Genomic DNA, 16,386 nt, shown 5'->3' with positions numbered 1-16,386 from the left:
GTTTCATAATTCTTAGCAATTCAAATTAGAATGATAATGCTAAACTAATTTCAGTTGTTTCATCATCAACAGATGCAACGAAGTTATCGTTTGATGATTCACTGTGATTAAATCTTACTGAAGCAGCACCCATTGTGTAAGCAGCGCTTAAACCAGTAACATCCTCAGCTACAGCTGCAGTTGCAGCAATAGCGTTTTGCTCATTTTCTTGCTCACCGTAAGATATAGCAAAGTTGTCATTTACGTTAAACGCAACAGACCAACCAGTAATCGAGTGGCTTGCAGCACCTGCAGTACCATCTTCTGATTCACCCATTCTGTAACCAGCTGATACCGGACCCATAGTATAAACAACATGAGCTACTGTATTGACTGTATCAGTTGAAGTTGTGCTTATGTCAGTTGCTGAATTAACAGCTTGACCTGCACCAATAGTTAGACCATCGATTGGGCTCATAGAAAGATAGACATCTCTTGTTGAACCGTGTGCACCTGCACCAGATGAAGCACTTTCACCAGTTGCTGTAGCACCTTCACCATTTGTGTAACCAGCTGATATGCTAACGCCAGCAAACGTATTTGAGTAACCAATTACGTTAGTTGAACCTACACCTGCGATACCTGAACCTGAAACACCAGTCCATGATTCTTCATATGCTGTTGGTAGTAAGTCATCATTGGCTGTAACACCAACTAAAGCACCACCAGTAGAATCGAATGAAAGTGTACCCATGTCACCCATGTCTAATGTTTGGAAAGCAGATCCCCAACCAGTATTAGTGTCGTTAATCGCTCTAGTCATTGATACAGTACCGAATCCAACATCTCCAGATCCTGTAAAAGTTAAACCACTGTTAGCACCAAATGAGTTACCAGTTACTTCATTTCCAGTAGTTCCACCTGTGTCTGTGTAAGTTAGTTCTACTGAACCGCTTACAGATATTTCAGCAGCATTTGCAGAAATCGCTACTAACGATCCAGCTAATGCAGATAAACCTATTTTTTTTAAGTTATTCATATTTTTCCTTTGTTTGTTATTTATTGATTAATCAATAAGCTTATTTACAGGGTGTGCTGTAAAATTCCTTTTAAATTGAATTCTTTCCCTAATTTTTTTTATTTTGTGATATTTATACAACATATCAATTTTTCATTGATTTTACTGATATTATTGACTGATATTTCTATATTTTACAGATTCTTATGTATATTTTTAGCAAAATTATGCTATTTCATTAAATTATACCATGAAAATCCTCAACAAAAGTCATTTCAATAAATTTTTCACCTTTTTTATTTTATTTTTCTTCATTGCTTCATGTGGTCCTTTAGCTTTTAAAAAAACTGATGCAAGAAAGAATCCAATAAATGTCAAAGATAAAGTAAAAAAAAATATTGAAGAGGGGCGTGGTGCTACTTTTAAATTCGGAGGTCCAAAATCTGGCAGTTTTGATTTTGCTTCATCAAATGAAATGTGGCGAGCAACTATGGAAGTATTGGATTTTGTTCCATTAGTTAATGCTGATTATGGTGGAGGAATTATAATTACAGATTGGTATTCTGAAGATACGACCCAAAATCAGTCAGTCAAAATTTCAGTTCAATTTTTATCAAATGAAATAAGACCAGATGGACTATCTGTTAAAGTTTATAAAAAGATTTGTGATACAAGTCAAAATTGTAAAATTTTAAAAACTGATACTGGTACAAGTCAAGAAATTAAAATTGCTATACTTAAAAAAGCAGCAGCTATTAAAAAAAATGTAGCTAAGAAAAAAGATGGTTAATTTTATATTACAATCCTCATAAAAAATCCCTGATAAGATTGACAAATGAGATATAATTTTAAAACTACAGAAAAAAAATGGCAAGATTATTGGGATCTTAATAAATCCTTTAAGGCCAAAATAGACCCTAATAAAAAAAAATTTTATTGCTTAGAAATGTTTCCTTATCCTTCTGGAAAGATTCATATGGGTCATGTTAGAAATTATACAATAGGTGATGTTCTAGCGCGATACAAAGCTCTTCAGGGGTTTAATGTATTACATCCAATGGGTTGGGACTCATTTGGTATGCCAGCAGAGAATGCAGCCCGTCAAAATAATTTAGATCCTAAAGATTGGACTGAAAAAAATATTTTAGCAATGAAAAATCAGCTTAAGAAATTAGGTCTTTCGATTGATTGGGATAGAGAAATATCTACCTGTTCCCCAGATTATTATAAACATCAACAACGATTTTTCTTAGAGCTCTATGATAAAGGTTTAGTTTACAGAAAAGAAAATTATGTTAACTGGGACCCAGTTGATCAAACAGTGCTTGCAAATGAACAAGTAATAGATGGAAAGGGCTGGAGATCGGGTGCCCCGGTTGAAAGGAAAAAGCTTAGTCAATGGTTTTTCAATATATCAAAATTTTCAGACGATCTACTTAAAGGTCTCGATCAGCTCGATGAATGGCCTAATAAAGTAAAAGTTATGCAAAAGAATTGGATTGGTAAATCTTTTGGTTGTGAAATAGATTTTAAAGTTGAGGGTAATCCAAACGTTAAAAGCATTAGCTGCTTTACAACTAGACCAGATACTTTATTTGGTTTTTCATTTTTAGCTGTATCAGTTGATCATCCAATATCAAAACTATATGAAAATAATGAAGAATTTATTAATTTTAAAGCCGCTTGTTCAAAAACAGGTACGACGGAAGAGTCTATCGCACAAGCTGAAAAAATTGGATTTAAAACTGATTTAACTGCAATAAACCCTCTTGATGATAATAAAAAAGTTCCCGTTTATTTTGCAAATTTTGTTTTAATGGATTATGGATTTGGTGCAGTATTTGGTTGTCCCGCTCATGACCAGAGAGATTTAGATTTTGCTTTAAAATATAATTTAGATGTCATTTCTGTAGTTAAACCTAATGATAAAGGAAATGATTTTAAAGTTTCAAAAGAAGCTTATACAGGGCCAGGGGTTATCTTTAACTCTAAATTTTTAGATGGCCTAAAAGTTCCTGAACAATCAATTATTGAAACTATTAAAATATTAGAGGAGAGAAAAATAGGAAAAAAAAAATAAATTTTAGATTAAAAGACTGGGGAGTTTCTAGACAGCGATATTGGGGTTGCCCTATTCCAATTGCTTACAAGAAAAATAATGAAATTATTAAAGTTCCTTTAGAAAAACTCCCAATTAAATTACCTGAAAACATAAACCTTAATACCAATGGCAATCCATTAGATCACCAAGAAAATTGGAGGAAAATTATTATTGATGGTGAGGAATGTATACTAGAGACGGATACGCTTGATACGTTTGTAGATTCCTCCTGGTATTTTTTAAGATTTTGTTCACCTAAAAATGAAGATTTAGGTTTTGATATAGATGAAGTTAATTATTGGATGCCTGTTGATCAGTACATAGGTGGAGTCGAACATGCTATATTGCATCTTTTATATTCACGATTTTTTACAAGAGCACTAGATTATAAAATTGATAAAATTAAAGTTAAAGAACCATTTAAAGGTTTATTTACTCAAGGAATGGTTTGCCATGAAACGTATAAAGATCAAAATAATAAATGGTTAAGCCCAGATGAAGTTTTTTCTGAAAATGGAAAAGATTTTTTTAGTAAAATAAATATATCAGAAAAAATAAAAGTTGGTCCCTCAGAATCAATGTCTAAATCCAAAAAAAATACCATTGATCCAGAGCAAATGATTAAAGATTATGGGGCAGATGCAGTTAGATTATTTATCCTATCTGACAGTCCACCAGAAAAGGATGTACAATGGTCAGACCAAGGAATGATTGCATCATACAAATTCATACAAAAATTTTGGATATTACATAAAAAAATAGTTCTTAGTTCTCAACAGTCGCAAAAAGAAGTTCAAACTTTTAGTGAATCTATAGAAGAGTTTACTAATCAAACAATAAATAAAATTAACGTTAGCTTAAATAAGTTTAGCTATAATGTTATCATCGCAAATTTACATGAAATCTATACTTTTTTTAATAAAATATTAGAGGGGAAGTCGTTTAATAAAAACTTAATGGTTAACTATATAAAAATTCTAACTATAATGCTTCCTATTACACCACATCTTGCAAGCGAATGTTTGGAAGAAATTACCACTAATAAAAATTACTTATGGCCTGAAATTAAAGATAAATATCTTCAAAGTAATCTATGCAAGATAGTTATACAAATTAATGGAAAAAAAAGAGGTTTAATTTTAATGAAAAAAAATATTAAAGAGTCAGATTTAATTGAAGAAATTAAAAAAACAAAAGAACTGCAAAGATTTATAGAAGAAAAAATTGTTATTAAAACTATCTTTATAAAGGATAAATTAATAAACTTAATTTTAAAATAATGTTAAAAAAAATTACTTTATTATTGTTACTTTGTTTTTTTTGGAGTTGCGGTTATGAGCCTCTTTATCTAAAAAAAAATGATTTAAAACAACAAATAAATGTCATCACTCTTAATGGAGATCAAAAAATAAATAAAATGATTGTGTCTTCTTTAGGAATCAAAGAGGATAAAAATTCAACGTCTGGATACGCCTTAATATTAAAAAGCTCAAAAAAGATAGATGTTATTTCAAAGGACAAAACTGGAAATCCCTCAGTCTATAGATCCTCTATTATAGTAAATTTTTCTCTTACCGATGATGACACAATCATTAAGCAAAAAGAATTTAATTCAAGTTTTACTTATAATAATACCCAAAGTAAATTTGATCTTTCTCAATACCAAAAAAATGTTGAAATAAATTTAATTAATGAAATATCAAAAAAGATTTTTATTTATTTAAGGACATAGGGGATGATTTTAAAATCATTTGAACTAAATAAATTAAAATTAGAAAATTATAATTTTTATCTTTTTTATGGAGATAATGAGGGTTTAAAAGAAGATACAATCAAAAATTTTTTTGAAAAAAAATATCAAAATAAGATTCATAGGTATGAGGAAAAAGAAATATTAGACAATATAGATGATTTTTATAATAATATTTTTACAAAGTCATTTTTTGATAACGAAAAGCTTATAATCATAAATAGAGTATCAGACAAAATTAGAGAAATCATTGAAGAGTTAATAGAAAAGAAAACTGAAGATATTCAATTTATTTTAAATTCAAAAAATCTAGAAAAAAAATCAACTTTACGAAAACTCTTCGAAAAACAAAAATCAATTGTATGTATCCCATTTTATGAAGATAACAACCAAACTTTAAATTCAATTATTAGTCTTTTTTTTAGAAACAAAAAAATTCCAATATCTCAGCAATTAATTAATGTCCTAATAGAAAGAAGCAGGGGTGACAGAAAAAATCTAAATAATGAATTAGAAAAAATTGAAAATTTTTCATTAAATAAAAAAAATTTAAACATTGAAGAAATAATTAAGCTAACTAACCTTGCAGACAATTATAGTGCTTCAGAACTCGTAGATCACTCGTTAGCTAAAAATACTAGGAAAACAGTCACTATTTTAGGTGAAAACAACTATTCAGACGAAGATAATATCATAATTATTAGAACATTATTAGCTAAACTAAAAAGACTAGTTAAAATTTATGAATTAGTTGATGAAAAAGATAATATTGAACAAGCAATTTCTGCTTGTAAACCACCAATTTTTTGGAAAGACAAACCTCTTGTCATTCAACAAATAAGATCTTGGAAAAAAGATGGATTAGAACAGTTAATTTATAAAACTAATGAAATTGAACTTTTAGTTAAAAAAAACTCAGCGCTTGCAAAAAATATATTGGCAGATTTTATAATTAATAATTCAAAAAAAACTAATAATTAGATTTTATAATTTCAATTATTTTATTCAACTGATCTAGATCTTTATATTCTAATAATAAAGATCCTGAATTATTTTTTTTATTTTTAATTAAAACATTAAGACCAATTTTTTCTCTAATTGAGTTCTCCAAGACTTGTAGGTTAATATCCTTAGATGTTTTAAGAGAGTGCTTTTTAGTTTTAAATATTTTAACAAAATTTTCTGACTGTCTAACTGAGAGATTTTTTTCAATTATTTTATTTGCAACAAACTCTGCATTATCCAGACCTACTAAAATTTTTGCATGTCCTGCTGATAATCTTTGCGTTTGAATTAACTTTAAAACTGCTTGTGGAAGGTTAAGTAATCTCAAGCAATTAGCAATATGGCTTCTACTTTTTCCAATAAATTGCGCTACTTTTCCTTGATCATATGAAAACTCTTCAATAAGACGCTGATAACCTTGTGCTTCTTCTATTGCATTTAAATCATTTCTTTGAACATTTTCAATAATTGCAAATTCTAAAGATTTTAAATCGTCTACGTTCGTTATAACCACTGGAACTTCGTGTAGCCCTGCTTTTTGTGCTGACAACCACCTTCTCTCACCTGCAATTATCTCATACTTTGAGTTATCTTCACTAGACTTTCTGACAATAATTGGCTGAATAATACCCCTCTCTTTTATTGAGTTAGTTAAATCCTGTAAACTTTCCTCATCAAATGTTTTTCTTGGCTGAAATTTATTACTTACGAGATCAGATATTGAAACTTTATTGATATTTATTTCTGCTTTTGTTTCACCTATTAAAGATGACAAACCTCTACCTAGGCCTTTTTTTATTTTATTTGCATCCATTATGCGGCGCTCCCTATTTTTTGTTCTTGATTAATAAATTCATCTGTAAAGTTAAAATATGATTTACTACCGGGACAAGATTTATCATACATTAAAACTGGCATGCCATGAGATGGTGCCTCAGACAGTCTAACATTTCTTGGAATCACTGTTAGATAAACTTTTTCATTAAAATAGTCTCTTGCTTCTTTTTCAACTTGTGTGGATAGCTTATTTCTTTTATCAAACATTGTTAAAAGTATGCCTCTAATTTTTAATTCAGGGTTTAAATTAACTTTTATCCGTTCTATAGTTTTCATTAGCTGCGTTAAACCCTCTAAAGCAAAAAATTCAGTCTGTAACGGCACTAATAGTGAGTGAGAAGACACTAGGGCCATAACCGTAAGCAAGCTTAACGACGGTGGACAGTCTATAAGTACATAATCGTAAGTAGCTCTAGAATCATTTAAATAAGCGGTTAATTCGCGTTTTAAAATGAAGGCTCTCATGCTATCATCAGCTGTCTCAACCTCAAGCCCAGATAAATCAACATTCGAAGTAATGATATCTAAATTTTTGAACTCCGTTTTCTTAATAACATCAGAAATCACCTTCGAACCATTCAACACTCCATAAATAGTTTCAGTTGAACTTTCTAAATTAGATAGACCCAGTCCAGTAGTAGCGTTTCCTTGTGGATCAAGGTCGATTACTAAAACTTTTTTCTCTTGTTGGGCTAAACCTGCTGCAAGATTAATTACTGTTGTTGTTTTTCCAACCCCACCCTTCTGATTTATGACAGAAATAATTTGCATTTAGTTTTTTAATTTTTTTTTTTAATGTTTTTTACATTTAATAAAAATGAATCTTCGCTCGTAATACTTTTTTTTTTTTCAAAATCAAAATCCCAATTCATTAAAGTTTCTTCTAAAATTTTTTCTCCGTTTTTTCCCATGAATACAATTAAATTTTTATAACTGCAAAAATTTTTATAAACTAAATCTAAAATTATTGGCAAAGGTTTAAAAGCTCTTGCCATTATTGTACCCGAGTCTAAATTTTGTGCCTCAAAAATATTTTCTTGCATAACTTCAGTATTTAATTTTAAATCTCTAGATACTTTTCTTAAAAAAGAACTTTTATGGTGACTTTTTTCATATAAATGAACTTTGGCTAAATTTTTTCGATTTTTGATCATAATTGATATAATTATACCTGGCATACCTCCACCTGAACCTATATCTGTTATAATATTACTATTTAAATCAACAAATTCAATAATTTGCGCTGAATCAATTATATGACGAGCTCTAATAACTTCATTTTTGGCAGTTTCTTTACTTATTATATTAATTTTATCATTTCCCAGCTGTAGCATGGATATAAATAGCTCAAACTCAATTAATGTTTCACGTGGAACATTTTGGTATTTTAGTAGTGAATATTTTTTAAAAATTTCTTCCATTAAGCTATTAGCTTAATAGACTTTCTTTTTACATGTGACAACAAAATATATACAGCTGCAGGAGTTATTCCATCAATTCTCAGTGCTTGTCCCATAGTTTTTGGTTTTATTTGTTTAAATTTGGCTTTTACCTCATTTGATAGTCCAGAAAGATCATCATAATTAACATTTTCAGGTATAACTAAGTTTTCGTCTCTTTTAAATGCTAATATATCTGCTTTTTGTTTTTTAAGATAACCTCTATAATGAGCATTTATTTCAATTTGCTCGTCTATTTTTTTATCAAAATAAGGAATTTCAGGCCAAATTTCTCTTATTTTTTTCATATTAACACCTTTTTGAGTTAATATTTCATTTGATTTCCTTATAATACCATCTTTTGCAATTTTAATATCAAAATTTTTTATTTTTGTTGGAGATATTGATGATTCAGACATTATTTTGGATATTATCCCTAATTTATGTTCTTTATCTTTAAAAATATCTTCTCTTTGTTTTGATATTAATCCAATTTCAATTCCTTTATTTGTTAACCTTTGATCGGCATTATCTGCTCTGAGACTTAATCTATATTCTGCTCTTGAAGTGAACATTCTGTAAGGCTCTGCAACACCCTTTGTTACCAAATCATCTATCATAACTCCAATGTATGCATCTGATCTATCTAAAATAAATGGTTCTTCTTTCTTAAATGATAACGCAGCATTAATTCCAGCAATTAATCCTTGAGCTGCAGCTTCTTCATAACCAGTCGTCCCATTTATTTGTCCAGCAAGATATAAATTTTGAATTTTTTTAGTTTCAAGAGTTAAAAATAGCTCCCTGGGGTCAATATAGTCATATTCTATGGCATATCCTGGTCTAATTATCTCAACATTTTCTAAACCATTGATATTATTACAAATTTCTCGCTGAACATCTTCAGGTAAAGATGTAGATATTCCATTAGGGTATATTGTGTGGTCATTTAGGCCCTCAGGCTCTAAATATATCTGATGACGATCCTTATCTGCAAACTTTACTATCTTATCCTCTATTGAAGGACAATATCGTGGACCAACCCCCTGTATGCTACCTGAATACATCGCGCTTCTTTTTAAATTTTTTTGGATTATCTTATGAACTTTTTCATTCGTATAAGTCATCCGACATGAAACTTGCTTATTTAAATTTTTTTTAGTTAAGAAAGAAAAAAAGTAAGGATCCTCATCTGCAAACTGTTCTTCTAAATTGTCATACTTAATTGTTCTGGCATCTAGTCTTGGTGGTGTTCCTGTCTTAAGTCTTCCTATTTTGAAATCATACTTTTCAAGTTGCTCACTTAATCCTGTTGAAGGCTTTTCATTAAACCTTCCAGCTGGTGTTCTCTCATCACCAATATGAATCAAACCATTTAAAAATGTGCCCGTTGTTAAGATTAGCTTGTTACATAAAATTTTTTTTCCTGACTTTGTTTCAAAACCACTTATAGTATTTTTATTAAAAATAAATCTTATTACGGGATCAGAAAAAATGCTTAAATTACAGTAGTTTAGTAATTTTTCTTGCATATATTTACGGTATAATGATCTGTCTGATTGCGTTCTAGGTCCTTGAACCGCTGGCCCTCTGCTTCTATTTAATAATCTAAATTGTATACCTGATTTATCAGCAACCTCTCCCATCACACCGTCTAGGGCATCTATCTCTCTAACAAGGTGACCTTTACCAAGACCACCTATCGCTGGGTTACAAGACATCTCTCCTATGGTCTCAATTTTGTGTGTAAATAGGGCAGTGTTAACACCAAGACGAGCAGACGCTGCAGCAGCTTCACAGCCAGCATGTCCTCCTCCAATAACTACTACCTCAAATGATAAATCATTTTTCATAAGTTAAATTTATAACTGATATAAATATTTACAAGCAGACAGTATTTTTTTAATAAATATTTCTTAAGTTAATTAAGACTACATTTTTATGATTAAAATTGAAGAATTAGTTATAGCTATCAACTAAAATAGAGAAAATAGGCTAAAAAACCCCTTAAATGTTGATTATTTGCCAATGCAAAAATCATTGAAAATACTACCTAATATCTCTTCAACATCTACTTTTCCAACTATCATTCCTAAGTGTCGTGTGGCTAAACGAAGATCTTCTGCAGCTTTATCAAAATCCTCTGCTTCATTTTTTTCTTCAAAGTTTTTCAAATAATTTAAGCTTTGTTCAAGATGTTGTCTGTGTCTTGCACGGGTAATTAAAATATCTTCACTGGTGATAAATTTATTTTTCAATTTATTTTTAATTTTTAAAATTAAACCTTCTACGTTGAGATTGTTTTTTACTGAAATTAAAACATGTTCATAATTTTTTATTTCAAAATTTAAATCTTCTTTTAAAAGATCAGATTTATTAACTACAAGAATTGCATTTTCATCCATTAATTCCTTCAAAACTCCTTTAAAATCAATGTTTTTAGCGTCTATAACGATCAACTTTAAGTCTGCATTTTCTGCTTTATCAAGTGCTAACTTTATTCCTTTTTTTTCTATTTCATTTTTAGAGTCTCTAATTCCTGCAGTATCAGAAACAACAACTGGATAACCATCAATATTTAAATGCGTCTCGATCACATCTCTTGTAGTTCCAGCAATTTCTGAAACGATTGCTACATCTCGATTAGAAAGGTGATTTAGTAAACTAGACTTTCCAGCGTTGGTTGGTCCTACGATTGCAATCTTAAAGCCTTCTCTAATTCTTTCACCAACTTTCTGATCATCTAAAATTTTTTTTATATTTAAAATTACTTCATTGGAAATTTTTTTAATATTTTTCAAAATATCTTCAGGCAGGTCTTCATCTGGAAAATCTATTTTTGCTTCAACGTGAGATAAAATTTTTAAAAGTTTTTCTCTTAAACTATTAAATTTATCTGCAGATTTTCCATTCATTATTTTCACCGCTTGTTGCCTTTGAATTTCAGTCTCTGCTGAAATTAAATCTGCTATACTTTCAGCTTTAAGCAAATTTATTTTTCCATTTTGAAATGCAAGCTTTGTGAACTCACCAGGTTCTGCTAAACGGCAATTTTCAATTTGAGAAATAGATGAGTGTAGAGCGTCAATTACAGCTTTACTACCATGTACATGGAATTCTGCCATATCCTCACCTGTGTAGCTCTCAGGCCCAGGAAACCATAATATTATACCTTCATCTATAAGTTCAGAAGTGTTAATTTTATTGATCTTTTTTAATGTGGCCACTCTTGCTTTTGGTAAACTCTCATTGGTCAATAACCTTATTATTTTTTTTGTATCTTCGCCTGAAACTCTAATTATGGCTATGCCTGAAATACCTGGACCGGTTGATAAAGCATAAATTGTCATATGAACTATTATAACTTTAATTTTGAATTTATGTAAAAATCTTAATTATAATTTTTATAATTTAAAATATTGTTATAAATAGTTAAAATCATGATTATATGGATTGCTTCATACCCGAAAAGTGGAAACACATTGCTGCGATCAATCTTGTGCTCTCTTATAGCCTCTGAAAATGGAGTTTTAGACGTGAAACACCTAAGTCTTATTCCAAACTTTTCACAAAAAAGATTTTTTGAGAATTTAACTACAGAAAGAATTGATGTCAAAGAGGTCAGTAAACACTGGATAGGGGCTCAAAGAAGATTATTAAAAAATGGAAAATTTAAGTTGCTCAAAACACATAACGCAAATTGTAGTGTTTATAATAACTTGTTTACTAATACAAAACTTACAGCTGGTGCAATTTATATAGTAAGAGACCCTAGAGATGTTCTTTGTAGCGCTTCAAAACACTTTGATTTGTCTATCGAGGAGACTAAAGATATCTTATTTAACAAGTATGCTCAAACAATTGCAAGAAAAAATATTGATAATGAAATAACGACTTTTTTGGGTTCTTGGTCGGACAATTATAACAGCTGGCTTAGTTTTAAAAAAAATATTCTATTAGTTAAATACGAAGATTTGGTCCTTAAAAAAAAAGAAACTACTTTAAGAATTATAAATTTTCTAAATAATTTTTTTCCACTAAACGTAAGCGAAGATCGTTTAAATAATTGTTTAGAGTCAACTTCTTTTAGGGATATGTCATCAGTAGAAAAGCAACGGGGTTTTCAAGAAAGCGTCAAAGCTAAAGATGGTAAAAGAATATTGTTTTTTAACAAGGGTCTTGTTGGTAATTGGAAGGACAGATTAAATGCGGAAACAGTTAGAAATATCGAAACTGAATTCAAAAAAGAAATGACTCAGTTGGGTTATATATAGTTTACTAAGCTGGTTTATTCATTGAGCTAAAGAAATCTGCATTACTTTTTGTTTCTTTAAGTTTTGAATTAATAAATTCAATAGCATCCATTGTTCCCATTGGACTAATAATTCTTCTTAGCACATTCATTTTTGAGAGGTCATCTTTATCAAAAAGTAATTCTTCTCTTCTTGTACCAGATTTTGTTATATCAATTGCAGGATAAATTCTTCTCTCGGCAATCTTTCTATCAAGAACTGTTTCACTATTTCCCGTTCCTTTAAATTCTTCGAAAATAACTTCGTCCATTCTTGATCCTGTATCAATTAGTGCAGTTGAGATGATTGTTAAAGATCCGCCTTCTTCAATATTTCTTGCAGCACCAAAAAATCTTTTGGGTCTTTGTAATGCATTTGCATCAACACCACCCGTTAATACTTTTCCAGAACTTGGTATCACAGCATTATAGGCTCTACCCAATCTTGTTATTGAGTCTAATAAAATTACTACGTCTTTTTTGTGCTCGGTTAATCTTTTTGCTTTTTCAATTACCATTTCAGCTACAGCAACGTGTCTTGATGCAGGCTCATCAAAAGTAGAACTGATAACCTCACCCTTAACCGTTCTTTTCATATCCGTTACTTCTTCTGGTCTTTCATCAATCAATAAAACCATCAAGTAACTTTCTGGATAGTTTTTTGCAATTGAGTTTGCAATACTTTGTAAAATCATTGTCTTACCCGCTTTAGGAGGAGATATAATTATTGATCTTTGACCTTTCCCAATTGGACTCACAAGGTCAATTAATCTTGGAGTTAAGTCTGGTTTTTTTTCAATCTTGGTTGTCTCAACCTCCATCACCATTTGTTTGTTTGGGTAGAGTGGAGTTAAATTGTCAAATGCAATTTTGTGACGAGCTTTTTCTGGTTCTTCAAAATTTATTTTTTCTACTTGTAATAATGCAAAATATCTTTCTCCCTCTTTAGGCGCTCTAACAGGACCCTCGACTGTGTCTCCTGTTCTTAAACCAAATTTTCTAATTTGACTTGGACTAACATAGATGTCGTCTGGTCCAGCTAAATAGTTTGATTCCATTGCTCTTAAAAAACCAAATCCATCTTGTAATAATTGTAAAACACCAGCTCCGGTTATCTCCTCTTTTTCTGCAACTTTTTTTAGTATCGCAAATAAAATTTCTTGTTTTCTAAGTGTGCTAGCATTTTCAATCCCCAGCTTTTCTGCTTGAGCTATTAATTGTTCAGATGATTTTAGTTTTAGTTCTTGAATATTCATGTTGAGGGATTGTGATTTAGGTTATTGGGTGGTTTGAATATATATGCTCTAACGAGTATTTCAAGTCTAGATCGGTTTAAATATAACAATAAAAACAACCAAAATAAGCAATATTGTTGGCACTTCATTAATTATTCTAAAAAATTTAGAGGATTTAGTATTTTGATCTAGTTTAAAATCATTGAGCAATTTACCTAAATAGAAATGATAAATTGTCAAAAAAGTTATTAATATTAATTTTAGTTTTAACCAAAGCGTTAAGATGGTCTCAAGTCCAATAACTGAGATTAATATTAATCCAAAGATCCAAGATAAAATCATTGCTGGCATCATGATGAAATAAAATAATTTTCTTTCCATTATTTTAAATATTGAGGATGAAATTTTATGATCAATATTTTCAACATGGTAAACAAAAATTCTTGGAAGATATAAAAGGCCAGCCATCCAAGAAATTACAGCTATCAGATGAAGACTTTTAAACAGTAAATAACTATTCATAATTTAAACAAGGACACTTTTTGAAATTTGAAGGACACTGAATTTTTGGAGGATAAAGATTTTCATTTAATTTATATTCATTTTTTTTTATTATTAATTCCGACATTGCTTTAATAAAATCCTCATTAGTGCCAAGAGCTGGAACACGTGTATAATTTTTGCATCCATTAGCATCTGCTATCTCCTTATATTCTATATCTAGTTCAACCAATGTTTCTGAGTGTTCAGAAACAAATGCGATAGGGACTAAAACAATGTGCTTGCCAAGTTTAGAATTTTCAACAATTATATCTTCTGTGGATGGTCCTATCCATTTCAGTGGACCAACTCTACTTTGATAACTTAATATCCAATCCAAGTTCTCAATGTTCAAATTCTCAACTATTTTTTTAACAGATTGTTCTACTTGCCATTGATATGGATCTCCTTTTTTAATGTTTTTTTCTGGCAGGCCATGAGCAGAAAATATTAGTTTAATATTTTTAAGATCCTTAATTTTTTTTACTATTTCTTTTGTGTGAGCGTTGATAAAATTTTGATCTGTAGGGTAACAACAAATTGTGCTTGTTTTAACTTTGTAGTTATTTTTTTTACAGACATCTTTCCATTCTTTAATTGAAGACCCGGAGGTTGCGGCAGAATATTGTGGATAAAGGGGCATTAAAATAACTTCTTCGGGATTAAATAATTGAACATCTTTGATCACATCATTTGCTCTAGGGTTCCAACACCTCATTACAATAAAACATTTATATTCATTATCGGTTTCGGTTTGGTTTAATTTTGTTTCAAGTGCTTCTGATTGTTCTTTGGTTAATTTTAGTATCGGTGAGGAACCACCAAGCTCTTCATAGATCTTTTTAGCAACGGGTGCTCTTCTGTTAGATATCAGTTTTGCCAAAGGGTATCTTAATATAGTTGGTAAATTTAAAATTGCAGGATCATTAAATAAGTTAAATAAAAACGGCTCTACATTTTCAATTTTATCAGGACCACCAAGGTTAAATAAAATTACTGCTTTTTTCATTTAATAATCTTTCACTGTTTTAACCAAATACTCTACCATATCTGGATTGGTTTCAGGCAACACCCCATGACCCAAATTAAATATATAGGGATGATCTTTAAAGGTGTTTAAATACTTCAAAGTCTCTTTTTTCAAATTTTCTTTATCCGTTAATAAAACTTTAGGATCAAGACCTCCTTGAACTGGTATTTTTATTTCTCTACATATTGAAACAGGATCAACATCATAGTCAATATTAACTGCATCAGGTTTAACAATATCACAATAATTTTTATAATTTTTTATTCCTCTTGGAAAACAAATTACAGGAATATTTAATGATTTAATATAATTCACTAAATTTAGTGTTGGCACATACACATAGTTTGGTAGGTCTTTTTCTTCTAAGAGACCAGCCCAACTGTCAAAAATTTGAATTACTGTAGCACCATTTTTAATTTGTTGGTCAATATGTAATTTCAAAAATTTTTCTAAAATTATTAAAATTCTATTTATTAAAAATTCATCTTTAAAAAAATCTTTTACTAATTCTTTTTTTGGGGAATGTTTATTAATCATATAAACTAACAGTGTCCATGGTGCACCCACAAATCCTATTAAATTTTTATTTTTTATTAAATTGTCTTCACTAACTTTTTTGATTGATTTATAAACTGGATATAATTTTTCTATAAAATCAATTTCATCAATCTTAGATATTTTTTTTAAATCTAATGAACCCAGTTTTGGACCAAAATTTTTTTCAAATTTTACCTCTTGGTTTAATCCATATGGAATCATTAAAATATCTGAAAAAATTATAGCAGCATCTAGATCGAATCTTTTAAGAGGTTGTAAGGTTATTTCTGAAGATAGGTTTTCATTTAAACATAAATTTATAAAATCTGGATTTAATTTTCTAATTTCTCTAAACTCTGGTAAATATCTACCTGCTTGTCTCATTAACCATATTGGAGAATTATTAGTTTTTTTGTTTATTATGGTTTCTTGGATGGGTGTCATAATAATAAGTAAATATTTAATTATAGTATTAGTTATATAGTATGTGAATAATGGTAATTAATTGTTTTTCAGTTTTTATACACGATTTATCAACAATTAATAATTTATAGAACTGTTATATAATTTTAAATCTAAGGGTTTATTTAATATTATTAGATAAAATGTATATTAATAATTAAC

Annotated in this window: 14 protein-coding genes and 1 pseudogene; 5 read left to right on the top strand and 10 right to left on the bottom strand. The window is 29.6% G+C overall.

Annotated features, from left to right (window positions below):
• Positions 1-25: 25 nt before the first annotated feature.
• A complete protein-coding gene (locus tag AC5SL3_RS06690; protein ID WP_494578058.1) occupies positions 26-1,018 on the bottom strand; it encodes a porin in 993 nt (330 codons plus the stop codon).
• A 229-nt stretch (positions 1,019-1,247) separates the two neighbouring features.
• Between AC5SL3_RS06690 and AC5SL3_RS06685 the strand changes: the two genes are divergently transcribed.
• The 4 genes and pseudogenes from AC5SL3_RS06685 to holA all read left to right on the top strand — a co-directional run bounded on the left by AC5SL3_RS06685 (position 1,248) and on the right by holA (position 5,829).
• On the top strand, positions 1,248-1,787 hold the full coding sequence (locus tag AC5SL3_RS06685) for a DUF3576 domain-containing protein (protein ID WP_494578056.1): 540 nt from the start codon (positions 1,248-1,250) through the stop codon (positions 1,785-1,787).
• A 45-nt stretch (positions 1,788-1,832) separates the two neighbouring features.
• Positions 1,833-4,378: pseudogene (leuS, locus tag AC5SL3_RS06680) on the top strand (leucine--tRNA ligase).
• On the top strand, positions 4,378-4,830 hold the full coding sequence (locus tag AC5SL3_RS06675; protein WP_494578054.1) for a hypothetical protein: 453 nt from the start codon (positions 4,378-4,380) through the stop codon (positions 4,828-4,830). Before leuS ends, AC5SL3_RS06675 begins: the two are co-directional and overlap by 1 nt.
• 3 nt (positions 4,831-4,833) lie before the next feature.
• Positions 4,834-5,829, top strand: a complete 996-nt coding sequence (holA, locus tag AC5SL3_RS06670) for a DNA polymerase III subunit delta (protein ID WP_494578053.1) — start codon at positions 4,834-4,836, stop codon at positions 5,827-5,829.
• Here holA and AC5SL3_RS06665 read toward each other — a convergent pair.
• From AC5SL3_RS06665 to mnmE, 5 genes are all read right to left on the bottom strand, one after another.
• Positions 5,819-6,667 (bottom strand): ParB/RepB/Spo0J family partition protein, encoded by an 849-nt coding sequence (locus AC5SL3_RS06665; RefSeq protein ID WP_494578052.1) that lies wholly within the window; start codon positions 6,665-6,667, stop codon positions 5,819-5,821. The two genes, holA and AC5SL3_RS06665, sit on opposite strands and share 11 nt — an antisense overlap.
• The gene (locus tag AC5SL3_RS06660; RefSeq protein WP_494578050.1) at positions 6,667-7,461 is read right to left on the bottom strand and encodes a ParA family protein; all 795 of its coding nucleotides are present in this window, start codon (positions 7,459-7,461) and stop codon (positions 6,667-6,669) included. The genes AC5SL3_RS06665 and AC5SL3_RS06660 overlap by 1 nt, the downstream gene beginning before the upstream one ends.
• Positions 7,462-7,469: 8 nt before the next feature.
• Entirely contained in the window at positions 7,470-8,111 is a 642-nt protein-coding gene (locus AC5SL3_RS06655) for a 16S rRNA (guanine(527)-N(7))-methyltransferase RsmG (protein ID WP_494578049.1), read from the bottom strand.
• Positions 8,111-9,982: a tRNA uridine-5-carboxymethylaminomethyl(34) synthesis enzyme MnmG gene (gene mnmG, locus AC5SL3_RS06650; protein ID WP_494578047.1), complete on the bottom strand. Its 1,872-nt coding sequence runs from the start codon at positions 9,980-9,982 to the stop codon at positions 8,111-8,113. Before mnmG ends, AC5SL3_RS06655 begins: the two co-directional genes overlap by 1 nt.
• Before the next feature lie 165 nt (positions 9,983-10,147).
• Positions 10,148-11,479 (bottom strand): tRNA uridine-5-carboxymethylaminomethyl(34) synthesis GTPase MnmE, encoded by a 1,332-nt coding sequence (gene mnmE, locus AC5SL3_RS06645; protein WP_494578046.1) that lies wholly within the window; start codon positions 11,477-11,479, stop codon positions 10,148-10,150.
• A 90-nt stretch (positions 11,480-11,569) separates the two neighbouring features.
• On the opposite strand from mnmE, the gene AC5SL3_RS06640 reads away from it, so the two are divergent.
• On the top strand, positions 11,570-12,403 hold the full coding sequence (locus AC5SL3_RS06640; RefSeq protein WP_494578044.1) for a sulfotransferase domain-containing protein: 834 nt from the start codon (positions 11,570-11,572) through the stop codon (positions 12,401-12,403).
• 4 nt (positions 12,404-12,407) lie between these two features.
• Here the strand turns inward: AC5SL3_RS06640 and rho are convergent, their stop codons facing one another.
• From rho to hemE, 4 genes are all read right to left on the bottom strand, one after another.
• Positions 12,408-13,676, bottom strand: coding sequence for a transcription termination factor Rho (rho, locus tag AC5SL3_RS06635; RefSeq protein ID WP_006997560.1), 1,269 nt, complete (start codon positions 13,674-13,676; stop codon positions 12,408-12,410).
• A gap of 66 nt (positions 13,677-13,742) precedes the next feature.
• Complete coding sequence (gene hemJ, locus AC5SL3_RS06630; RefSeq protein WP_494578042.1) at positions 13,743-14,177, bottom strand: protoporphyrinogen oxidase HemJ; 435 nt, start codon at positions 14,175-14,177, stop codon at positions 13,743-13,745.
• Positions 14,170-15,204 carry a ferrochelatase gene (gene hemH / locus AC5SL3_RS06625; protein WP_494578040.1) on the bottom strand — a complete coding sequence of 345 codons (1,035 nt, stop codon included), beginning with the start codon at positions 15,202-15,204 and terminating at the stop codon, positions 14,170-14,172. Before hemH ends, hemJ begins: the two co-directional genes overlap by 8 nt.
• Positions 15,205-16,206: a uroporphyrinogen decarboxylase gene (gene hemE / locus AC5SL3_RS06620; protein WP_494578039.1), complete on the bottom strand. Its 1,002-nt coding sequence runs from the start codon at positions 16,204-16,206 to the stop codon at positions 15,205-15,207. It abuts the gene before it with no gap.
• Positions 16,207-16,386 lie beyond the last annotated feature (180 nt).

This window comes from Candidatus Pelagibacter sp. PS_34 (assembly GCF_059417845.1).
The sequence above is the reverse complement of the archived record's forward strand: the minus strand, read 5'-3'. Positions and strand labels throughout refer to the sequence as shown.